The following is a 22,437-nucleotide window of genomic DNA, read 5'->3' as shown; positions in this document are numbered from 1 at the left end:
TCATTGGAAACCGAAATTCGTTTTACACATAGATCACTTGTTGAAAACAGCAAGTCTGGCGATAGAACCTCGCAGTATCAACTGTACGAGCTCTATGTGGATGCCATGTATAACGTGAGTATGCGATTTTTGGGCATAAAGGAAGATGCAGAAGATATTGTGCAAGATAGTTTTGTAGATGCTTTTAAGAATCTAGAGAAGTTTAAATATGAATCCTCTTTTGGAGCATGGTTGAAGCGAATAGTCATCAATAAAAGTATTAACCACTTAAAGGTTAAGCGCCTACCCCTTGCGGCAATAGATGAGCATGAATATCACTTGACCAATGAAGTGGAATATGAACAGGTAGATGCCATGGATATTTTAAAAGTTAAATCGGGTATTGAAAAACTGCCTTTGGGCTATAAGCAGATTATAAACCTTTACCTATTGGAGGGTTATGATCACAATGAAATTAGCGATGTGTTGGGCATTACCACATCTACCTCAAAATCTCAATACCACAGGGCAAAAAAGAAACTAGTAGAAATTATAAACGGATTGTAATGGATCAATTTGAAAAACATATACGGGACAATAAGGAGGTATTTGATGACCACCGAGCAGACCGTGAAAAAATCTGGGCGAATATAGCATCGCAATTGAACGAAGAGCGACCAAAAGTGATTCCCCTATGGAAATCGCCAATGCTGCGAATAGCGGCAAGTATTCTTATTCTATTGGGTATCTCTGGAGCAATAGGATTTAATTTCTTTGCCAGCACTACAACGGAAAACCAATTTGTATCTCAAGAATTGCAAGAGATAGATATGCATTACCAAGGTTTGGTGTCTTACCAAGTACAATTGGTACAAAACAATAGTCAGCTAACTGATGCCGACAAAGAAGAATTCTTGTCATTTATGGTAGAATTAGATGCCGAATATGAGCAACTGAAACTTGAAATGCAGAATAACCTTGATAATGAACAAGTGTTAGAAGCCATTGTAGCAAATTATAGAAAGCGCATAGAACTCATTGAGAATCTATTGCAGCAGCTAAACGAATCTAAAATTAAAGAAGACGATTATGGATATACTTTGTAAAAAACTCATGCTATTCGCCTTGGCGTTGGCACTAGGTTTTACTGCCATAGCGCAAGAAAAGGTTTCAAAGGAAATAAAAGAGACCTACCCGTTTAATAATTCCGGTGAGCTACATGTAGAGAATAAATATGGCAATATACATATCTACGGATGGATCAAAGATGAAGTTTCCATTACCGTAAATATTACCGTAACCGATAAGAAACGGGAAAATGCCAAAGAATTTTTAAATAGAATAACCCCAGTTATTAGGCACAGTGATAAATTTATATCGGTCAATTATGAAATAGCCGATAAGAACTCCGGATTCTTCTCTAACCTTTTTGAAAAAGCGAATCCGTTTGATTTTGACCGTGGAAATGTACAAATAGACTACAAAGTGTATGTGCCGCAAAAGGTAGAGTTAGAAATTATCAACACTTTTGGCGATGTATTCATAGAAGATTGGGTGGGAGTATTAATGGCAGATGTGCAGCATGGAGATATGTGGATGAGCGATAATTTGAACAAAGCCGATGTTACCATAAAATACGGAAAATTAAGAGCTAAAAACATCAATTATGCCAATATAGATATTAAAAACGGTGGATTGGATATGGACCATGCCAACACCATGCGACTAAATACTAGCGGAAGCACTATTGATGTACAATTGGTAGAATCTTTAGAGCTTTATTCCAACAAAGACGAGGTGGATATTAAAGAAATAGGCACGCTGTATGGAAATCTTAAATTCAGTAAGCTACGCATACATCGTCTTAAAAAGGATATTGATTTGAACTTAAAAATTTCCGATCTCTGGGTGGAACGTATTTTGACACCAAGCTCTAGAATAAGCCTTGATCAAGAATCATCTGAAGTGAATATCAATATCTTCAATTTTCCCCACGAATTCTCCGCTACCTTAGAAGAAGGCTTGGTTCGCTTACCGAAAACTTTTCATAACGTAGATTCAAAAATGCTCGACAAAGGCAAGAAACTACGCGAAATAAAGGCTAGTTATGGTAAAAATGGCAAGGGAAAAATTACCATTTCAGGCAAAAAGGGTGTGGTCCTGTTGAAGGAAATTTAATCAATCCATACTTTAAAAAAGCATCATTTTGAATACTTACCCGCTGCAAAAGCTGCCAAAATACTACTATTAGGCGTTTTGCAATTCTGAGGATAATCGTAGAAATAGATACACTTGGGCAATCCGTTTTCAAATGTTATACGCACGGAACCCCTACTGTTTCCACTAAACCCGGAAAAGCTATAATTGGCACTGAGTTCCCTTGGTCTACCTTCACTATCCCTTACAGAAGATTGAACATTAGAAATACTACCGGCAGTATATCTATTAAAAGCCCAAGTTTTAGATTGGTCATTTACCAGATCATCTATCAACTTATTGAAATTTTGATCCCCAGTTGGGCCGCCAGATTTCTTCATGGCGGTATATTTACTAGCCTGCTGCATTCTAATTGATGCTTTGTTCAGTGCAAATAATTCTAAATTTTCATCGAACCTTTTTAAACCTGCACTATTACAAGCGTTCATTTGAAACAGTTTTATCATGTCATTTTTCAATCCGTTAGTTTTATGAATCAAATCGACCGAATTGCCCATACTGTTGGGGTCGGTGATCATTTGCATCATAGTATTTAAACCTTTGGATCTTTGAATTTGATCAATTTCTGCATAAGCATCATATAATTTTGGCTTGGCATACAAGCCACTACCTACCCAAGTATATTCAATACAAACCCTACTAATAACATCTCCCCATCCATTTTTTGTAACTTCTTCGGTCTTACAGACTTCATTCATAATCTCTACCTTGTTCTGCGGTAAATAACTATCGCACTGACCGCCGTAGGCACGTAAATATTTATCGAAAATTAGCATAAAAATCATGTCGTCTCTTTTTATCTCCAAATTTTCAAAATGACCGCGATATATGTAATCATAAAATTCGGCAAAATAGAGTCCGTCTGTTTTAAACTCCAACTCAACTGGTGAAGTTGTATAAGAATCGTTGGTATTGGAAAAAGACAACGAAACGAATAAAAGCCAGATAATGCTTAAGATAAGTAAACGAAAAAATTGGACAGATGATTTCATGGTAGCATTGTGGTTTTAAAATGAAACAGTCTGAGGGATAGATAAATATATATAAAATTTAAACTATAGAAAAGCTGTCCAAGATGATAAAATTGTAAAATTTAATAAAGTAGTGAACGATATGTGCTTCATTACATAAAAGTAAAATGCGATTAGTGGTACTGTTTACCGCTAATCGCATTTCATCCTATTAATTTAAAGAATATTATTCAGAATATGCTCCAGAAGAATACGTTAACTCATAACTGTGGGTATATACCTCGAATACAATCCCGAAAGGGTCTTCTACATAACACATTTTATAAGGCTTATCTTTTGGGTAATACTCCCGAATAGGCATTCTTTGCTTACCGCCATGTGATACTATTTTAGCGACCAAATCTTCAATATTGGGGTCTTGAATACAGAAGTGGAACAATCCGGTATTGAACGGATTAAATTCCGGCGCTTCCTTTACCCCATGCGGAAAGGAGAACAATTCTACACCAATGCCATCTGATGTAGACATATGTGCAATTTCAAACTCTTCCCAATCATAGCCAAAAACATCAATACACATGATTCCTATTGCTGTTTCTTTCTCTTTTTTGATTTTTGAAGGTTTCATGATGACGTACCATCCCATTACCGCTGAGTAAAATTCTACTGCTTTCTCTAAATCTGGTACGGTAATTCCAATATGGGAAAATGATTTTGGGTATGCTGTATTTGTTTTCATAACAATTATTTTATGGCACAAAATAAATCTATATTTACCTTATTAACAATAACTTACCTAAAAGTATTATAGTTACCAAAAGGAGTATTATGCTAATTTTCAATTATTTACATTTAAAATGAATTCTAAAAAATATTGCCCTTTAGATCATACCATGAACTTAATTGGTACCAAATGGAAACCCATTGTACTTTTTCATCTTTTAGACGGTGCATTACGCTCTGGAGTACTACAAAAAAAGGTACCGGGAATCTCCAATAAAATGTTTACCCAAACCGTACGTGAATTGGAAAAAGACGGATTGGTAAAAAGAGAGGTCTTTCCCGTTGTGCCACCAAAAGTAGAATACGGATTAACGGTACGTGGAAAATCACTAAAGCCTATTTTACTCAGTTTAGATTCTTGGGGAGCCAACGACACGGTTAACCAGCACGTTTAAAAGCAATTAGCCCTACTTTTACACAACATAATATAGAATTTTAGGTTTTATTATAAAAATAATGGTTTTTGATGCAACTATTTGTTGCTTAGGTTGTCTATTAGATAATCAATCAAAAAATCAAACAGTAATGAAACCACTTCAAGTAACCCTTTTATTTGCATTGTTCCTTTCCGCTTTTGTGAGCTATGGGCAAGATGAAACCGATGAATACCTTGAATTTAATGACCGTAATAACGTTGTACATGGAGTGTATGTGGGCATAAATATGGGATTAGGAGAAATTGACGGAGAGAACGCCTATATAGGAGGTTTAAAAATAGCCTATGTCGCGAATCAACAATTCGAAGTTGGTTTTGCAGGTAACTTTCTTTATTCCGAACAAGACATATACAACAATAGCCTTTCTAGATATGAAGACCTAATTGCTGTTTATGGAGGTTTACATTTAGAACCCATTTTTTTCAGTAAAAGTCGTGTTAATCTATCCTTCCCACTATTATTGGGAGCTGGTGCTGTGGGATATATAGACGACAAGGTGAAACATGATGATAATTTTGAAGAAGAACTTGATGAGGATGACTTTGATGAAGTGTTTGTAGCCGAACCAGGAATAAATGCTCTTTTCAATATTTCAAGATACTTACAATTAGAAGCAGGAATAAAATATCGCTTTTCAAGCAGAATAGAACTTCCACCCACCAGAATTTCTAGAATAAACGGATTTTCTGCCGGTATAGGCATTAAAGTGGGCATATTTAATATGGGACGTAACCGATATAAGAAAAACGTGCAATGATCAGAAAAAAGAAATCTAAAAAAGTCATAGAGACACAACACGTATTTACCGAAAACAATCAAGTTTTTATAAAGAACGAGTCGTCATACAAAAAGAGCACAAGAACAGTATGGTCCCCTATTCCATTTAAATGGGTATCGATTGCAAAAGTACAAGAGACTTTGGTGCTTAAATAATGAATAAGCTCGTTATATTTGAAGTCAGGTACAAGCGCAACCAATGAGCACAAAAATAATTGAGATAACCGCAGAGCAAACTATCCCCATAAGACATAAGGTCATGTGGCCAAACCAGCCATTGGAGTTTGTAAAACTACCGGAAGACGATAAAGGTCTGCATTACGGACTTTTTGTAGACGACCAACTTACCTCAATAATTTCGTTATTCATAAATGGTAAAGAAGCCCAATTCAGAAAATTTGCAACTTTAGAAGCTTATCAAGGTCAAGGCTTTGGTAGTATGCTATTAAATGAAATCATGCACATTGCCCATACCAAAAAACTTAAAAGAATTTGGTGTAATGCCAGACAAAACAAAAGCGATTATTATACTAAATTTAATATGACCAAAACGAATACAACCTATGTTAAAGGCGGAATCGATTTTGTAATCATGGAACGGGTTTTTCAATATGAGTAAAATGATTAAAGATTACGACCAAATTACTGCCTTTCACTACGCATCGTACAGACCTTTATTACATACAAAGATTTTAGAAAGGTATTTGCCAAATCATGAAAAGGTTGATTTAGGTTTAGATATTGGTTGCGGTACGGGGCAATCTGCCATTAGTTTATCTGCATTTTGTAAAAAGGTAATAGGGGTTGACCCAAGCCAAGAAATGATACAGAAGTCAATTGGGCACCCTTCTGTAACTTACCAAACAATGAAGAACAACGTGCTAGATTTTAATGATGATAGTTTTGATATCATAACGTTTGCAGGTTCTTTATTCTATGCCAAATCACAAGAAATATTAGATGAGAGCATTAGAGTGAGTAAAACAAATGCCAAAGTCATAGCCTATGATTTTGAAATACTTTTATCACCGATATTCAAGCTTCTTGGAGTCGTTGAAGAAACGCACATAGCAAGCAATTATAATCATGAGGAAAACTTTACTGGCTTACAAACAGCAGCAATAACTCTTGATGAACAATATAAACAAGCTATAGACCTTGAAATAACAATAACTGATCTGGCACATCTATTACTATCCTCAAAAGAAGATTATGCTAAGTTGTCTAACACGTACGGACCAGAAAATTTATTCGAACTACTTATACAGCAATTACAAAACAAATTGGAATCTGAAAATACCACGTTAAAAGCAAATACGTATTTAACTGCGTATACTGTTATGAAGTAAAAAGTGTCTAATTACTTTTTTCTCTTCATTAACTCCGCCTCAATATCTTTAAGCGTAAAGCCTTTTGCCTGCAATAACATTAAGTAGTGAAACAATAAATCTGCACTTTCGTATAAGAACAGTTCATCATTATTATCCATAGCCTCAATAACGGTTTCAACCGCTTCCTCCCCTACTTTTTGGGCAATTTTATTGATCCCTTTTCCAAATAAAGAGGCTACATATGATTTTTCACCATCGGCAGCAGTACGTCTTTGCTCAATAGTTGCCTCAAGCTCAGATAAAAATCCAAAGTTAGAATCGTTAACCTCGTTCCAACACGTATCAGTTCCTGTATGGCAGGTTGGACCCACAGGGTTTACCGTGATAAGTAATGAATCTTGATCACAGTCATTTTTAATAGAAACCAAATTTAGAAAATTACCGCTTTCTTCTCCTTTGGTCCATAATCTATTCTTAGATCTACTAAAGAAAGTTACCTTACCCGTTTCGGTAGTTTTAGTTAATGCTTCGGCATTCATATAGCCTAACATTAATACGTTTTTTGTACGTGCATCTTGAATGATTGCAGGTATTAATCCGTTGTTCGTTTTATCCCAATCCGGTGTATTAAACTCCATATGTATTGTATTCTGATTATATTTTTATTCTTTTCTAAGTCTTTAGTACTGTCCTGATCACTTAGCGGAGCCAAAGTGAAAATTCGTGTTCCGAAGCCTTCGACTGCGCTCAAGATGACATTCTGCCTAATGACTGTCACTGTCAGCTGTTACTGAAAACTGATACTGCCTGCTGGTGCTGCTCACTGGTACTGGAAACTAAACCCTCACCGGAATCCCGTTCCCCTGTAACTCAAGTTTCAATTCTTGAATACCTATTTCCTTAAAGTGGAAAACACTTGCTGCTAAAGCGGCATCTGCCTTACCTTCTATAAAAGTATCTGTAAAATGTTGCATATTGCCCGCACCACCCGAAGCAATGATAGGAATATTCAGTTCTGTTGATAAACGTGCCAAGGCTTCATTCGCAAACCCGTCTTTTGTGCCATCATTATCCATAGAGGTGAATAAGATTTCTCCCGCTCCACGCTCTTCTACCTCCTTAGCCCATTCAAACAACTTTCGTTCCGTTGGCACCTTACCTCCTACTAAATGAACAATCCATTCTCCATCGATCTGTTTGGCATCTATGGCAACTACAATACATTGCGAGCCAAATTTTGCAACCAGATCGTTAATCAATTGCGGATTCTTTACTGCAGATGAATTGATAGAAACTTTATCCGCCCCGTTTTGAAGGAGAATATCAACGTCTTCAACAGAAGAAATTCCGCCACCAACGGTAAACGGTATATTTACTTTTTCGGCAACACGATATACTAAGTCCGCCAAAGTTTTACGTTTTTGCTCAGTAGCAGAAATGTCTAAAAAGACCAATTCATCAGCCCCTTCTTTACTATATATTTCTGCAAGTTCAACAGGATCACCTGCATCACGTAAATCAACGAAATTGATACCTTTTACGGTTCTACCGTCTTTAATGTCCAAACAAGGAATTATTCTTTTTGCAAGCATTTTTTTTAAAAAGTATTAAGTACTTCGTAATAAATACTAAGTATTATAAAATCAATATTTAAATTTCTGGCGTTTTATACCTAATGCAACTCTGTATCCATTACTTTGTACTTAATACTCTGTACTCAATACTTGATACTATTTTCTCGTTACTTATTTTTTATATTCAAATCTACCCCGTCATAAAAGCCAAGGTCTTTATTCTTCAATTGTTTTACCCAAAAGGCTATCTGCCCGGTATGATACGAATAATGTTCGACCACATGGAGAATAATACCTATTCCCGAAAAGGAAAAGCCTTGTACAGAACGTTTACGGACTAATTGCTCTGGTGTAGCATCAAAAATGATTCTTTTTGCCGAGTCTACAACATCATCTAACTTCTTCATCAGTTCCATTTTTGTGAAACCGCCGGTAGTAGCAAATTCTACATCGCGATTTCTTGTATCTTCAGTTTCTCCTAACGATGAAATGGCATATTGTGAAATATTACCACATAGATGAAGCATTAAATTTGCAATGCTATTTAAAGCATCGTTCGGTTTTTGCCATACTTCTTCTTCAGATATATCAGCAAGACTTTTTTTGATCATACGCGTGCTTTCATCTATACGATACAGAGCATTCTGCTTTAACTCTTCTATGATTTGAAATTCCTTATCCATTGTTTAAAATATACGATTCTAATTGCTTTAGGCTAATTCTATTTTCATAAATAGCTTTACCAATAATAGTTCCTTCGCAACCCATTTCAGCAAGTTTTGGCAACTCGTCAAAAGTTGAAATTCCGCCAGAAGCAATTAATTTTAGATCTGAAGTTTGTGATAGTATTCTTGAGTAAAGCTCAAACGACGGACCTTCTAGCATACCGTCTTTACTGATATCTGTACAAATTACATATTGAATTCCTTTTGATTGATAACTCTGAATAAAAGGAATCAATTCTTCTTTTGACTCTTCTAACCAACCTGATACAGCAACTTTTTCATCCATGGCATCTGCACCTAATATTATTTTATCAGCACCATGCTTTTCTATCCAACCAAGAAATGTTTCAGGATCTTTTACCGCAATACTGCCACCAGTAATTTGTCTAGCACCACTCTCAAAAGCAATACGCAAATCTTCATCAGTTTTTAATCCGCCACCAAAATCTATCTGCAGACCGGTCTTGGTAGCAATTTGTTCCAAAACCTTATGATTTACAATATGCTTTGATTTTGCACCATCTAAATCTACCAAATGCAAATGTTTAATTCCGTGCGCTTCAAACTCTTTTGCAACCTCTAACGGATTTTCATTGTATATTTTTTTAGTATCATAGTCGCCTTTTGAAAGACGTACACACTTACCGTCAATGATATCTATGGCTGGTATTATTCTCATATTGTATAGTAGTATTTGGTATTAAGTATAAAGTACTAAGTATTACGTTATTACGTTATTACGAACTTCATATATCTTACTTATGTTAACTATAATTATTTTAAGCTTTTTTGCAAAGCATAATTCATGTTCTTTATTTCTTTACATAATGCCAAAGCGTTATTTATATCTGTTTCTAATAAAAATTTTAAGTTTACAAAAAGTATCAATTGTGTTTCAAGTTCTGTGGTTGAGCCATTTGCTATATTTAGAAAATGAGCGAATTCTTTTTTAGAATTTCTACCTGCACCTTCAGCGATATTTGATGGAATAGATATACTACTTCTTTTAATTTGAGAAATTAATCCAAATTTTTCATCAGACGGAAGCTTCCTCATCAACTGATAGACTTCTTCAACCAGAATCATCGATTTTTCCCAAATTTTTAATTCTTTATACTTATTCATCCACTTAATACTTTGAACTCTTTACTCTGTACTTAATACTTTATACTTACTACTAAACATTACATTTTTAAAAAATTCTCCAAAATTTTCTCCCCCACATTACTAGATTTCTCTGGATGAAACTGGGTACCGTAAAAATTATCTTTTTTTAAAGCCGCGCTATAGTTTATGCCGTAGGAACATTGTGCAATGGTTTCTTTACATAAGGGAGCATAAAAGCTATGAACCAAGTAAATATAATCCTCCGGAACATCAGTAAACAATGAAGATTTAAGGTTTTCTATTTTGTTCCATCCTATCTGCGGAACTTTTACCGTATTATCAAACTTAACAACATCAACATCAAAAATTCCGAGTCCGGTTGTATTGCCCTCTTCAGATGAATTGCACATTAATTGCATGCCCAAACAAATGCCCAATACAGGCTGTTTTAAAGTCGGAATAACTTTGTCCAAACCACTGTTCAACAACATTTTCATGGCACTACTTGCCTCTCCTACTCCCGGAAAAATAACTTTATCGGCATTTCGTATTTCACTGGAATCGCTACTTAAAACCGCATCAAAACCCAATCTTTTAATGGCAAATTTTATGCTCTGTATATTTCCCGCTCCGTAATTTATAATTACTATTTTCATTAAAACTAGTATTAAGTAGTTAGTAAAAAGTACAAAGTAAATATCATAAACACTTAATACTTTGTACTTTTTACTTTTTACTATTTATAGAACTCCTTTTGTACTTGGTAACACCATTTTTTCCACATCTCTTTTCACTGCCATTTTTATACTTTTCGCAAAGGCCTTGAAAATAGCTTCAATTTTGTGATGTTCGTTGGTTCCCTCAGCTTTAATATTTAAATTGGCTTTAGCTCCATCAGTGAACGATTTAAAGAAATGGTGAAACATTTCTGTTGGCATGTCGCCTACCATTTCACGCTTAAAGTCTGCATCCCACACCAACCAATTTCTACCACCAAAATCTATAGCGGATTGTGCTAAGCAATCATCCATTGGCAAACAGAATCCGTAGCGTTCTATACCTAGTTTATTTCCTAAAGCCGAATGAAATACCTCGCCTAATGCAATTCCGGTATCTTCTATTGTATGGTGCTCATCTACTTCTAAATCACCATCCACTTTGATCATTAAATCCATTTGCCCATGGCGAGCCAATTGATCTAACATATGGTCAAAGAATGCCAGTCCGGTTTTAATTTCGCTTTTACCGGTACCATCTAGGTTCAGTTTTATAGCAATATCAGTTTCATTGGTTTTTCTATGAATTTCAGCCGTTCTATCATTTAATTTCAAGAACTCATAAATCTTCTCCCAATCATTGCTTTCAATCGCAATATGGCTATCCAATTCATCACGTTTAACTGTGATTTCACCAGTACCTAAGTTGGTCTCATCGTTGATAAAAATACCCTTAGAACCAAGGTTTTTCGCAAGTTCCATATCTGTCAATCGATCACCGATAACAAAGGAATTCTCTAAATCGTATTCATCCGAAAAATACTCGGTCAATAATCCGGTACCAGGTTTTCTAGTGTTGGCATTTTGATGCGGAAAAGTTCTATCAAGAAATACCTTATCGAAAACCACACCTTCATTTTCGAAGGATTTAAGTATAAAATTATGAACCGGCCAAAAAGTATCTTCAGGAAAAACATCTGTTCCTAATCCGTCCTGGTTAGTAATCATTACCAATTCATAATCCAATTCTTTTGCAATTTTACCTAGAAAAGTAAATGCTTTCGGATAAAAAATCATTTTTTCAAAGGCATCTATCTGCTCATCTACCGTTTCTTTGATTATGGTACCATCTCTATCAATAAACAATACACGTTTTTTACTTTCCATACTATTTCGATAATCTTTTTAAAGCATTAATTAATGATTCATTCTCTTTTTGTGTACCTACAGTAAAGCGCAATGTGTTCTCACATAATGGTTGTGTAGTTCTATTTCTAACCACCACCCCTTTTTCCAATAATTGATTATATCTTAAGGTTGCATCATCAACTTTTGCCAGTATAAAATTGGCATCTGTCGGATATATTGTTTCAACAAATGAAACTGCTTTCAAAGCCTCAATGAGGTTGCTTCTTTCCGTTAAAATTTTAGTAACTTCTTCTTTAACCCCTTTTATATCCAACACCCGTTCAATGGCTTTATCCTGAGTTAATTGATTTACATTGTACGGAGGTTTAATCTTATTTAAAACAGCAATAATTTCAGTTGATGCCATACATAATCCAAGTCGAATACCTGCCATGCCGTAAGCTTTTGACAAGGTCTGAGTAACAATTAAATTAGGGTAATCTGCTAATTTAGATGTCCAGCTTTCTTCGGATGAAAAGTCAATATATGCCTCATCTATTATTACTAGTCCGTTAAACGAGGTCAATAACTCTTCTATAATTGATGTCGAAAAGCTATTGCCTGTAGGATTGTTGGGCGAGCAGATAAATAACAGTTTCGTATTGCTATCAATTGTATTTAGAATTCCCTCAACGTTAGGTTGAAAATCATCGTTCAATAATACTTCTCGGTTTTCCACCAAATTAATTCCGGAAAGCACTTTGTACATTCCGTATGTAGGTGGCAATGTAATGATGTTATCTTGCTTAGGCTCACAGAACGCCCTGAACAACAAATCTAAGACTTCATCGCTACCATTACCTAAAAGAATATTTTCTTCTTTAATCCCTTTCTGTTCTGCTAAAATAGCCTTTAGACCTCGCTGTTGAGGATCGGGATAGCGATTTACCCCATTCTCGAACGGATTCTCATTGGCATCTAAAAAAACCATGGTAGAACCATCGGAAACATACTCATCTCGTGCAGAGGAATACGGACTCAAGCCCTTTACATTTTCTCGTGTTATTTTATCTAAATTGAAACTCATTAGTTCAATATGGTGTTGGTCATTGAGCGTAGCCGAAATGACATTATTTTAAACTATTTAATCTTAAGGTCACGGCATTCTTGTGTGCCTGTAAACCTTCGGCTTCTGCCATTAACTCTATAGCCTTGCCAATATTTTGTATTCCTTCTTCATTGATTTTCTGAAAAGTCATGCTTTTCAGAAAACTATCTAAATTAACTCCGCTATACTGCTTTGCGTAACCATTTGTAGGTAAGGTATGATTTGTACCTGATGCATAATCTCCAGCACTTTCAGGCGTATAATTTCCAATAAATACTGAACCCGCATTTTGAGTGTTGTCAATATAAAAATCTTCATTTTCAACACAAACAATGAAATGTTCCGGTCCGTACTCATTAATTAAATCAATAGCATCTTGATCATTGTCAACATATATTAGTTTACTATTGGCAATTGCCTGTTTCGCTATTTCTTTACGTGGTAAATCTTCCAATTGTACAGCTACTTCTTTTTCAACGGCATCAATTATAGCTTTAGAAGTAGAAACTAATATCACCTGACTGTCTACCCCATGCTCAGCCTGACTCAATAAATCTGAAGCAACAAAAGCGGCGCTCGCAGAGTCATCGGCAACGACCAGTAATTCAGACGGACCTGCAGGCATATCGATAGCTACTCCATACTTTGTAGCAATTTGTTTGGCTACGGTTACATACTGATTTCCAGGTCCGAATATTTTATATACCTGAGGAATTGTCTCGGTACCGAATGTCATTCCCGCAATAGCCTGAATACCACCAACCTTTACAATTTTGGTTACTCCGCATAAATTAGCAGCATATAAAATGGCAGGGTTCAATTTCCCTTCTTTGTCAGGAGGAGAACACAATACTATTTCTTTACAGCCGGCAATGGTAGCTGGTACTGCCAACATTAATATAGTAGAAAATAAAGGAGCCGTTCCACCAGGAATATAAAGTCCCACTTTTTGAATAGGTCTTTTTTCTTGCCAACAAGTCACACCCGGTGCAGTTTCAACTTCTACACGGTCGGTTTTTTGAGCTTCGTGAAATACTTCTATATTAGATTTAGCAAGTTTTATAGCCTCTTTTAAATCATTGGAAACTAAAGACTTTGCTGCTTCAATTTCAGCCTCTGAAACGAGCATATTTTCCAAAACCACCTTATCAAATTGCTTGGTATACTTTTTTAATATTCCGTCACCGTTTGATCTTACCTCTTCAAAAATACCGTTGACCAATCCTTCAATATCGGCAACAGTTTGTGTTGGGCGTTTTAAAACGTCAGTCCAATCTGCTCTCTTGGGGTTATATATTTTATTCATTTCTTAATTTAGCTATTAGCCCTAAGCTTATGGCTTTTGGCAAAACACAAACATTTAATTTAGCTAATGGCATAAGGCTAGAAGCTAAAAGCTTTTTTTACAATACCATCTTTTCAATTGGGCAAACAAGTATACCTTCAGCACCGGCTTTTTTTAACTCATCGATAACTTCCCAAAATTTATCTTTATTGATTACGGTATGTACCGAGCTCCACCCTTCATCGGCAAGTGGTAAAACTGTGGGACTTCTCATACCTGGCAGTAATTTTATAATAGCATCTAACTTCTCATTAGGTGCATTCAACAAAACATATTTAGAACCTCTAGCCCTTAAAACCGATTGAATTCTAAATTGTAATTTTTTAAGCAATTCTTTTCGCTCTGAATTGATTTTTGGAGAGACAGCAAGTACAGCTTCACTGGTGAGCATTACTTCTACTTCTTTTAAGTTGTTTTTGAATAAAGTACTACCGCTAGAAACAATGTCACAGATAGCATCTGCAAGTCCGATATTCGGTGCAATTTCCACAGAACCGTTAATAATGTGTAAATCTGCATTAACCCCTTTCTCTTTCAGGTAATTTATAACGGTATTTGGGTATGAAGTTGCAATACGTTTACCTTCAAAATCCTGAACCGAATTATACTTGACTGATTTAGGTACGGCCAAAGAAACTTTGCATTTAGAAAAACCTAATTTTTCTGCAATGGAAATATCCTCTCCTTTTTCAATTAATACGTTTTCTCCAATGATTGCGATATCAACCACACCATCTCTTAAGTACTGAGGTATATCGCCATTTCTAAGGTAAAACACCTCAATCGGAAAATTTCTTGAAGAAGCTTTCAATTGATCTTTACCGTTGTCAATAGAAATTCCGCAGTCTTTTAAAATTTGAAGGGATTCCTCATTAAGTCTTCCCGATTTCTGAATAGCAATTCTAATTTTAGTCATTTTCTTAATTTAATGCTTGGCAACCAAAAGAGATTTAAATACAAAACCCGTTTGATTGCTCAAACGGGTTTTTAAAATATGTTGTTCTACTACAATACATTCCTACCTCGCCTGAGCGTGTGTATGAATATGATGATGTGTAGTTCTGTTTTTCATTCTGATGTAAAAGTAAAAGGTATTTTTCATTTCACAAAACAAAAGTTTAAAATGAAACAAAAATAATGCACTACGTGTTTTAGTTATTACCTAAAATTAAAGGTAGCCCAGAATCTCCACCACCAACTACGATGACCTTAGTATTTGGTGACTCAGAAAGTTTAAGTGTAGCATCAATACCTTTATCCTGTAAAATTTTATCCGTTAAAGACGCACTTAAAATTTTATTGGCATCTGCTTTACCTTGTGCCTCGATAGTAACCTTTTCGGCTTCTTTTCTCGCCGTAACCAATCTGAATTCATACTCTAAGGACTCTTGCTCCTGACGCAACTTTCTTTCTATCGCCTCTTTAATCGTTGGGGGCAACGTAACATCTCTAACCAAAATTTCATTCAACTGAATATATTCTCCCTCAACAATCTTTTTAGTTTCATCGAATATCTCTTGTTGAATAGCGTCTCTCTTACTAGAATACAATTGTTCTGGTGTATAACGCCCAACCACAGAACGTGCAGCTGATCTAATGGTAGGTAACAAAACACGTTGAATATAGTCTTCTCCTTTTTCTTGATGTAGTTTACCTAAATCGTTTCTAATAGGCTCAAACCATGCAGAGGCCTCTAATTTTATATCAAGACCATTACTCGAGAGCACGTTCATTTTTTCCAATACCTCTTGCTGTCTAACTTCATAAACGAACACTTTGTTCCATGGGGCAACAATATGAAAACCTTCTCCCAAAGGTGGTTCATCGGTTACAACACCATCGCCAAAAGTTTTGTACAAAACACCAGCTTCACCTGATCCTATGGTGACCGTAGATTTTGAAAACATTATTACTAGTACTATAAAAACAAATATTGCGGGTAACGCAATCTTGGGTAACTTATCCATTCTTGTTAATTTAAATTAATCCGTTATATTTTCTGATGAACCATTCTACGGCAAAGGCTAAAACTATAATTGCCAATAGTATTCTGAAATCAATCAAAGATACGATATTTTCAGTGCTTTTCTCGGTAGGAACGTATGCTACATTCTCCTTTAAATCTTGCAACAATTCATCAATTTGAGAAGGATAAAATAATTTTCCCCCAGCATTGGCAGCTAATTTTTCCAATTTCTCATCATTGCTAGATACAAATTGATTTTCCATATCAAATTCGGAAATAACAAAGCTTCCTGTTTCTTTTTTAGATTCATTTTCAACCGAAACAACAAATTGATATGAACCCGCTATTAGATTGGACAAGTCAGCTTCAAAATATCCATTTTTTAAAACCATAGGATTTGTTTGAATCTTATTGCTTTCCATATTGGTTACTTTGATATTCACCTTGGCATTTGGATCGAATAAAAATGCTTCATCAAAATAAGTGGCCGTAATAACGGTATTGCTACTCCCCTCATACACCTTTTCATAATCCACATTCAATCTCGATTTGTTTTTAGAGCTGGTTAAATAACGAATGAGATTTCCCATATACTCATCAAAATTGTCGAATTCGCTACTATTTCTATAAGTCTGTATTCTCCATTTCCAAAGGTTCTCCCCTAGTATGAATGCATGTTTACTGGCATTACGTTCTATAACCGCCATTAACGGTTGCTGCACATCTAAACCCTTTATCTGAGTACCTAGCAAGGTTTCATATTGAGATGTTATTAAAATAGGACCCGCATCACTTACTAATGGAGGAAAATCGGTAAGGTCAAAATCTGAAATATCATATTTTGTAAATCCGTTGTTCAGTAACCCAAATACCTCTTGTTCAGGATATCCATTCTCTATTTCAAAACCCACATCGGAATTATTCAAAAATCTATAATCTGTCTGTGTGCCTGCAATGATGAAAGTATTTGCATTCTTGCTTTTAGCATAATCAAAAGCATTGCTGAATCTAGATGTAGGCTGATAGAAAATAAACAAATCCACTTCTTCCAAGCTACTATTCGACGTATTTGATTTTAAAATGGATACTTCCCTTTGCTCGTTACTTTCTATAGATTTTTTAAGTGCACCTAAATCCGGATGCAAAATGTCTGAAATTAAGGCAATTTTCGTTTTTTCATCGATTACCTCAATACTTGTAGTTCTACTATTATTTTCAATATTTCGTTCTTCAGCTAATCGAGATACCGCAACTTCAAGATTTTTGATTCCCACGCTATTGGCATCAACCTGAATAGCGATAGTCTTTAAATTAGATTGCGCATCTAACTTGAAACTTTCTCTATGAACTATGTTATCGTTCATTTTAATGGCAACGCTAACAGATTCTGTTGATTCCCCTTGATATGCGATATAAGTTTCTAAGGGAAATTTATTTTTAAGAAAAGCATACTTATTCGTTAAAATAGGTTCAACAGAAATATCTTTATACTTTGTAGTATCACCCAATACTAATGGATAAACACTATTATTTTGGTCTGATGTAAAAAAACTATAATCTTCACCAATAGTTTGGTTTCCATCAGAAAGCACAACAGTAACTGTCTGTTCGCGTGCATAAATATCTTTTAAGGCAGTAAGCGACTGGTGGAGATTAGTATTTTTATCGGTAAACGTTAGGGTATCCAATACCTTTAAATCAGTGCCGAATTTATATGCTGCCAATTGAAATCGCTCAGAAATTTCATCTGTATAAAAATCGGATACCAGCTTTTTTACTTCCTTTCCATGTTCAGCAATCGAAGTAGAATTATCTGCCAGTATCACTAAGTTGGGTTTTTCTAAGGTGTATGATTTCTGTGAAAACTTCGGATTAATCAATAAAAGCAATAATCCAAAAACACCAACAAAACGCAAAAAAGCTAAAAGCAAATAAATCTTGCTATTAGCCTTCTGCTTATATAAGTATTGAAAGACAACGATACCAAGCGCTACAATTGTCGCAAGAATAATATACAATACCGTTATGCTCTCCATTTATGTTATAAAGTTGAACTTAAAAGAGGAACTTTTAATACTCGTTCCAAAGAAAATACATTTTGATTTAGGTAAGCATACCACCATCAACATTCAATACTTGACCAGTAACATAACTAGACAAATCTGATGCAAAATACAGACAAGCATTAGCAATATCTTCGGTAGAACCACCTCTTTTTAATGGAATACCATCTCGCCAGCCCTGTACTGTTTTCTCATCTAGTTTCTCGGTCATTTCGGTTTCAATAAAACCTGGAGCAATTGCATTACATCTAATATTTCTAGATCCTAACTCTAACGCAACAGATTTTGTAAAACCAATCATACCTGCTTTAGAAGCAGCATAATTTGTTTGTCCTGCATTACCCTTAACCCCAACAACACTACTCATATTTATAATAGAGCCCTTACGTTGTTTTAGTAAAGTTCTTTGTACAGCCTTGGTCATATTAAAAACAGACTTTAAGTTGATATCGATTACCGCATCAAAGTCAGCTTCAGACATACGCATTAAAAGATTATCTTTAGTAATACCTGCATTATTGATCAATACATCGATTCTACCGTCAAAATCCTCTAAAACTTTAGCAACCAACTCTTCTGCCTCTTGAAAGCTAGCAGCATTACTTTTGTATGCCTTTGCTTTAACTCCTTTTGCCGTTAGTTCCTTTTCCAATGCTAAAGCTGGTGCTTCACTAGAGCTATATGTAAATGCAACATTTGCACCGTGATCAGCGAAAACTTGGGCAATACCCATACCGATTCCCCTACTTGCCCCTGTAATAATTACGTTTTTATCTTCTAATAATTTCATAAGTCCGTTTTTTAAAACCGATGTTTATCAAATATACCTTTTGTTTCATTTATAGGCTAAAAAAAATCCCGCTATAAACGGGATTTTATATGAAAAACATGAGTTCTTACCCCATTACTTCTTTTACTTTTTTACCTATTTCAGCTGGAGAATCAACAACGTGAATACCACATTCTCTCATAATTCTCTTCTTTGCTTGTGCAGTATCATCGCTACCACCAACAATAGCACCAGCGTGACCCATTGTTCTACCGGCAGGAGCAGTTTCACCAGCGATAAAACCTACAACAGGTTTATCACTACCACTAGCTTTGTACCATTGTGCAGCATCAGCTTCTAGTTGACCACCGATCTCACCGATCATAACCACACATTTCGTTTCTGGGTCGTTGATCAACAATTCAACGGCTTCTTTGGTCGTTGTTCCAATAATTGGATCACCACCAATACCAATGGCAGTTGTAATACCTAAACCTTGACGCACAACTTGATCAGCAGCTTCGTAAGTTAAAGTTCCTGATTTAGAAACGATACCGACGTTACCTTCTTTAAAAACAAAACCTGGCATAATACCAACTTTAGCTTCACCTGGTGTAATAACACCTGGACAGTTAGGTCCGATCAAGCGACAATCTCTATTTTTAATATAGTTGGCAACCTTCACCATATCAGCAACAGGTATACCTTCTGTAATTGTAATAATAACTTTAATTCCTGCTTCTGCAGCCTCCATAATTGCATCTGCAGCAAATGCTGGCGGTACAAATATGATAGTAGTATCTGCGCCTACTTTTTCAACAGCTTCGGTAACCGTATTAAAAACGGGTTTTCCCAAATGCTCTTGTCCGCCCTTACCTGGTGTAACACCACCAACGATATTAGTACCGTACTCAATCATCTGTCCGGCATGGAAAGTACCTTCACTACCAGTGAAACCTTGTACGATTATTTTGGAATCCTTATTTACTAATACGCTCATACTACTGTAGTTTTTATTTTTTTTAATTATGAACAAAAATATAAGTTGTTAATGAATTTTATAGCATTACACACTTATTTCTTATCTATTTTTTTAATTATTTCTGGAATCTGTTTTAAATATGCCAATTGCTTCAACTTTTCGCGAGATTCTTCTATTGGGGTACCAAAATAACTCTTACCGCCTTTTACCGACTTTGTTACTCCCGTTTGCCCCATAACTACCGCTTTTGCACCAATGGTAATTCCACTATTGGTACCAACTTGTCCCCATAGTGTTACTTCATCTTCAATGATAACACAACCAGCAATTCCCGTTTGTGAGGCAATTAAACATTTTTCACCAATAACCGTATCATGACCTACGTGAACTTGGTTGTCCAATTTAGTCCCGCGCCCTATCGTAGTATCTCCAGATACACCTCTATCAATGGTACATAGAGCACCAATATCAACATAATCTTTTATTACCACTCTACCACCGGAAATCAATTTATCAAAACCTTCTGGTCGTTTTTTATAATAAAAGGCATCAGCACCTAGAACACTACCTGCATGTATGGTAACATTATTACCAATTACGCAATTATCATAAATAGTTACATTTGAGTGAATTAGGCAATTATCACCAATTATAACATTATTGCCCACGAAGGAGTTTGGTTGAATTATAGTGTCTTTACCAATTTTAGCGGTAACTGCAATTGCTTGTTCACTCGGCACAAAGGGCTGAAAAAAAGCAGTTAATTTGTTGAAATCCCTAAAAGGATCCTCTGAAATCAACAAGGCTTTTCCTTCAGGACAATCTACATGTTTATTAATTAGAATTATTGTTGCCTTAGACTCCAAAGCTTTATCATAGTACTTTGGATGATCTACAAACACAATATCACCTTGTTCAACCACATGAATCTCATTCATGCCTAGCACGGGAAAATCATCGTGCCCAACATATTCGCTAGAAATTATCTCAGCAATCTGTTTAAGTGAAAAAGTAGTAGGGAATTTCAAATGACCTGTTTATGTCCTTTTAATGTATTGCTCTTATTCCTTTACACGTTCCATATATGAACCTGTAGCAGTGTCAATTTTTACTTTATCACCTTCATTGATAAAAAGTGGCACATTTACCTCTGCTCCAGTTTCAACCGTAGCCGGTTTAGTTGCGTTGGTAGCTGTATTTCCTTTTACACCAGGTTCCGTATAAGTCACTTCTAAAATAACACTTGCTGGCATATCTACAGAAAGTGGCATACTATCTTCGGTATTGAACATAATCTTCACCACTTCACCTTCTTTTAAAAGGCCCGGCGCATCAAGAGAACTTTCTTCCAAAGTTATTTGGTTGTAATCATCTGTATTCATGAAGTGATAAGTTTCACCTTCTGGATATAAATATTGGTATGAACGTGTTTCTACACGCACATCTTCAATTTTATGTCCTGCAGAAAAAGTATTGTCCAAAACCTTACCTGTAGATACGCTTTTTAATTTAGTACGTACAAAAGCAGGACCTTTACCCGGTTTTACATGTAAAAATTCTATTATTTTATAGATATCGTTGTTATATCTTATGCATAGTCCTTTTCGTATATCTGATGTAGATGCCATTACTATTTAATATTAATGTTGTTAACTTAAGTTTAAAATCTTCTTTAATTGTTGCTGAAATATCCTTTCATGATTCCTCGTTGTGAATCACGAATAAACTGCAATATCTCGTCCCTTTCTGGAGTAGCCTCCATTTCAGCTTCTATTATTTGTACCGCTTGGCTATTGTTATAATTTTTTTGGTAAAGAATACGATAGATGTTCTGTATTTCCCTGATTTTATCAGATACAAATCCTCTTCGTCTTAAACCAACAGAGTTAATACCCACATATGAAAGTGGTTCTCTTGCCGCTTTTACGTATGGCGGCACATCTTTTCTTACCAAGGAACCACCAGTTACAAAAGCATGTTGACCTACCGACACAAATTGATGCACAGCAACTAGTCCGGCTAAAATTACGTTATCACCAATTGTTACGTGCCCTGCTAAGGTAGAATTGTTCGAAAAAATACAATTATCACCAACCAAACAATCATGCGCAACATGGCAATACGCCATTATCAAGCAGTTTTTACCAATTACGGTTTTCATTCTATCAGAAGTACCTTTATGAATAGTGGCACATTCTCTAATAGTCGTATTATCACCAATTACTACCGTTGTGTCTTCCCCTTCATATTTTAGATCTTGGGGAGAAGCAGAAATTACCGCACCTGGAAAAATATTACAATTTTTACCGATACGCGCGCCTTCCATGATAGTTACATTAGACCCGATCCAGGTTCCATCTCCAATAGTAACGTTGTTATGAATAGTCGTAAAAGGCTCTACAACTACATTCTTTGCTATTTTAGCTCCTGGATGTATATAGGCTAAAGGTTGATTCATT

The 22,437-nt window shown here is 35.5% G+C and carries 27 protein-coding genes; 8 read left to right on the top strand and 19 right to left on the bottom strand.

What is annotated here, in order from left to right; translation table 11 throughout:
• Window positions 1–3: 3 nt before the first annotated feature.
• Genes EXIGUO8A_RS16145 through EXIGUO8A_RS16135 form a run of 3 tightly spaced genes read left to right on the top strand, consistent with a single transcriptional unit; the run spans window position 4 to window position 2,157 of the window.
• Window positions 4–546 (top strand): RNA polymerase sigma factor, encoded by a 543-nt coding sequence (locus EXIGUO8A_RS16145; protein ID WP_236564504.1) that lies wholly within the window; start codon window positions 4–6, stop codon window positions 544–546.
• A complete protein-coding gene (locus EXIGUO8A_RS16140) occupies window positions 546–1,085 on the top strand; it encodes a hypothetical protein (protein WP_159303950.1) in 540 nt (179 codons plus the stop codon). Before EXIGUO8A_RS16145 ends, EXIGUO8A_RS16140 begins: the two co-directional genes overlap by 1 nt.
• A complete protein-coding gene (locus EXIGUO8A_RS16135) occupies window positions 1,069–2,157 on the top strand; it encodes a hypothetical protein (protein ID WP_159303949.1) in 1,089 nt (362 codons plus the stop codon). Before EXIGUO8A_RS16140 ends, EXIGUO8A_RS16135 begins: the two co-directional genes overlap by 17 nt.
• 23 nt (window positions 2,158–2,180) lie before the next feature.
• On the opposite strand, the gene EXIGUO8A_RS16130 is transcribed toward EXIGUO8A_RS16135, so the two are convergent.
• Both EXIGUO8A_RS16130 and EXIGUO8A_RS16125 read right to left on the bottom strand, forming a co-directional pair.
• A complete protein-coding gene (locus EXIGUO8A_RS16130) occupies window positions 2,181–3,188 on the bottom strand; it encodes a hypothetical protein (RefSeq protein WP_159303948.1) in 1,008 nt (335 codons plus the stop codon).
• Window positions 3,189–3,393: 205 nt separating this feature from the next.
• Window positions 3,394–3,906: a VOC family protein gene (locus tag EXIGUO8A_RS16125; protein WP_159303947.1), complete on the bottom strand. Its 513-nt coding sequence runs from the start codon at window positions 3,904–3,906 to the stop codon at window positions 3,394–3,396.
• Between the two features lie 118 nt (window positions 3,907–4,024).
• Between EXIGUO8A_RS16125 and EXIGUO8A_RS16120 the strand changes: the two genes are divergently transcribed.
• The 5 genes from EXIGUO8A_RS16120 (at window position 4,025) to EXIGUO8A_RS16100 (ending at window position 6,513) form a co-directional block, all read left to right on the top strand.
• On the top strand, window positions 4,025–4,345 hold the full coding sequence (locus tag EXIGUO8A_RS16120) for a winged helix-turn-helix transcriptional regulator (RefSeq protein WP_159303946.1): 321 nt from the start codon (window positions 4,025–4,027) through the stop codon (window positions 4,343–4,345).
• Between the two features lie 130 nt (window positions 4,346–4,475).
• A complete protein-coding gene (locus tag EXIGUO8A_RS16115) occupies window positions 4,476–5,144 on the top strand; it encodes a hypothetical protein (RefSeq protein ID WP_159303945.1) in 669 nt (222 codons plus the stop codon).
• Window positions 5,141–5,320 (top strand): hypothetical protein, encoded by a 180-nt coding sequence (locus EXIGUO8A_RS16110; RefSeq protein WP_133671000.1) that lies wholly within the window; start codon window positions 5,141–5,143, stop codon window positions 5,318–5,320. Before EXIGUO8A_RS16115 ends, EXIGUO8A_RS16110 begins: the two co-directional genes overlap by 4 nt.
• 43 nt (window positions 5,321–5,363) lie before the next feature.
• Window positions 5,364–5,783, top strand: a complete 420-nt coding sequence (locus EXIGUO8A_RS16105; protein ID WP_159303944.1) for a GNAT family N-acetyltransferase — start codon at window positions 5,364–5,366, stop codon at window positions 5,781–5,783.
• Window position 5,784: 1 nt separating this feature from the next.
• On the top strand, window positions 5,785–6,513 hold the full coding sequence (locus tag EXIGUO8A_RS16100) for a class I SAM-dependent methyltransferase (protein ID WP_159303943.1): 729 nt from the start codon (window positions 5,785–5,787) through the stop codon (window positions 6,511–6,513).
• Between the two features lie 11 nt (window positions 6,514–6,524).
• On the opposite strand, the gene hisIE is transcribed toward EXIGUO8A_RS16100, so the two are convergent.
• The 17 genes from hisIE to lpxA form a co-directional block, all read right to left on the bottom strand.
• Window positions 6,525–7,133 carry a bifunctional phosphoribosyl-AMP cyclohydrolase/phosphoribosyl-ATP diphosphatase HisIE gene (gene hisIE, locus EXIGUO8A_RS16095; protein ID WP_159303942.1) on the bottom strand — a complete coding sequence of 203 codons (609 nt, stop codon included), beginning with the start codon at window positions 7,131–7,133 and terminating at the stop codon, window positions 6,525–6,527.
• 198 nt (window positions 7,134–7,331) lie between these two features.
• A complete protein-coding gene (hisF, locus tag EXIGUO8A_RS16090; protein WP_159303941.1) occupies window positions 7,332–8,087 on the bottom strand; it encodes an imidazole glycerol phosphate synthase subunit HisF in 756 nt (251 codons plus the stop codon).
• A 149-nt stretch (window positions 8,088–8,236) separates the two neighbouring features.
• Entirely contained in the window at window positions 8,237–8,752 is a 516-nt protein-coding gene (locus EXIGUO8A_RS16085) for a DinB family protein (RefSeq protein WP_159303940.1), read from the bottom strand.
• Window positions 8,745–9,473, bottom strand: a complete 729-nt coding sequence (gene hisA / locus EXIGUO8A_RS16080; protein WP_159303939.1) for a 1-(5-phosphoribosyl)-5-[(5-phosphoribosylamino)methylideneamino]imidazole-4-carboxamide isomerase — start codon at window positions 9,471–9,473, stop codon at window positions 8,745–8,747. Before hisA ends, EXIGUO8A_RS16085 begins: the two co-directional genes overlap by 8 nt.
• Window positions 9,474–9,568: 95 nt before the next feature.
• Entirely contained in the window at window positions 9,569–9,919 is a 351-nt protein-coding gene (locus EXIGUO8A_RS16075; protein ID WP_159303938.1) for a four helix bundle protein, read from the bottom strand.
• Between the two features lie 59 nt (window positions 9,920–9,978).
• Window positions 9,979–10,557, bottom strand: a complete 579-nt coding sequence (gene hisH, locus EXIGUO8A_RS16070) for an imidazole glycerol phosphate synthase subunit HisH (protein WP_159303937.1) — start codon at window positions 10,555–10,557, stop codon at window positions 9,979–9,981.
• An 84-nt stretch (window positions 10,558–10,641) separates the two neighbouring features.
• Window positions 10,642–11,784, bottom strand: coding sequence for a bifunctional histidinol-phosphatase/imidazoleglycerol-phosphate dehydratase HisB (gene hisB, locus EXIGUO8A_RS16065; protein ID WP_159303936.1), 1,143 nt, complete (start codon window positions 11,782–11,784; stop codon window positions 10,642–10,644).
• A gap of 1 nt (window position 11,785) precedes the next feature.
• Window positions 11,786–12,832: a histidinol-phosphate transaminase gene (gene hisC / locus EXIGUO8A_RS16060; protein WP_159303935.1), complete on the bottom strand. Its 1,047-nt coding sequence runs from the start codon at window positions 12,830–12,832 to the stop codon at window positions 11,786–11,788.
• 43 nt (window positions 12,833–12,875) lie between these two features.
• On the bottom strand, window positions 12,876–14,159 hold the full coding sequence (gene hisD, locus EXIGUO8A_RS16055) for a histidinol dehydrogenase (protein WP_159303934.1): 1,284 nt from the start codon (window positions 14,157–14,159) through the stop codon (window positions 12,876–12,878).
• 97 nt (window positions 14,160–14,256) lie between these two features.
• The gene (hisG, locus tag EXIGUO8A_RS16050; RefSeq protein WP_159303933.1) at window positions 14,257–15,114 is read right to left on the bottom strand and encodes an ATP phosphoribosyltransferase; all 858 of its coding nucleotides are present in this window, start codon (window positions 15,112–15,114) and stop codon (window positions 14,257–14,259) included.
• 235 nt (window positions 15,115–15,349) lie between these two features.
• Entirely contained in the window at window positions 15,350–16,165 is an 816-nt protein-coding gene (locus EXIGUO8A_RS16045; protein WP_116768945.1) for a prohibitin family protein, read from the bottom strand.
• Window positions 16,166–16,175: 10 nt separating this feature from the next.
• The gene (locus tag EXIGUO8A_RS16040; RefSeq protein WP_159303932.1) at window positions 16,176–18,200 is read right to left on the bottom strand and encodes a VWA domain-containing protein; all 2,025 of its coding nucleotides are present in this window, start codon (window positions 18,198–18,200) and stop codon (window positions 16,176–16,178) included.
• A 67-nt stretch (window positions 18,201–18,267) separates the two neighbouring features.
• Window positions 18,268–19,017: a 3-oxoacyl-[acyl-carrier-protein] reductase gene (gene fabG / locus EXIGUO8A_RS16035; protein ID WP_116768943.1), complete on the bottom strand. Its 750-nt coding sequence runs from the start codon at window positions 19,015–19,017 to the stop codon at window positions 18,268–18,270.
• A gap of 106 nt (window positions 19,018–19,123) precedes the next feature.
• On the bottom strand, window positions 19,124–19,996 hold the full coding sequence (gene sucD, locus EXIGUO8A_RS16030) for a succinate--CoA ligase subunit alpha (protein ID WP_159303931.1): 873 nt from the start codon (window positions 19,994–19,996) through the stop codon (window positions 19,124–19,126).
• Between the two features lie 74 nt (window positions 19,997–20,070).
• Window positions 20,071–21,006 (bottom strand): UDP-3-O-(3-hydroxymyristoyl)glucosamine N-acyltransferase, encoded by a 936-nt coding sequence (locus tag EXIGUO8A_RS16025; RefSeq protein WP_159303930.1) that lies wholly within the window; start codon window positions 21,004–21,006, stop codon window positions 20,071–20,073.
• Between the two features lie 33 nt (window positions 21,007–21,039).
• On the bottom strand, window positions 21,040–21,606 hold the full coding sequence (gene efp, locus EXIGUO8A_RS16020) for an elongation factor P (RefSeq protein ID WP_116768940.1): 567 nt from the start codon (window positions 21,604–21,606) through the stop codon (window positions 21,040–21,042).
• Window positions 21,607–21,650: 44 nt separating this feature from the next.
• On the bottom strand, window positions 21,651–22,436 hold the full coding sequence (lpxA, locus tag EXIGUO8A_RS16015) for an acyl-ACP--UDP-N-acetylglucosamine O-acyltransferase (protein ID WP_116768939.1): 786 nt from the start codon (window positions 22,434–22,436) through the stop codon (window positions 21,651–21,653).
• Window position 22,437 lies beyond the last annotated feature (1 nt).

It is taken from the genome of Maribacter litoralis (assembly GCF_902506355.1).
GTDB lineage: Bacteria > Bacteroidota > Bacteroidia > Flavobacteriales > Flavobacteriaceae > Maribacter > Maribacter litoralis.
The sequence above is the reverse complement of the archived record's forward strand: the minus strand, read 5'-3'. Positions and strand labels throughout refer to the sequence as shown.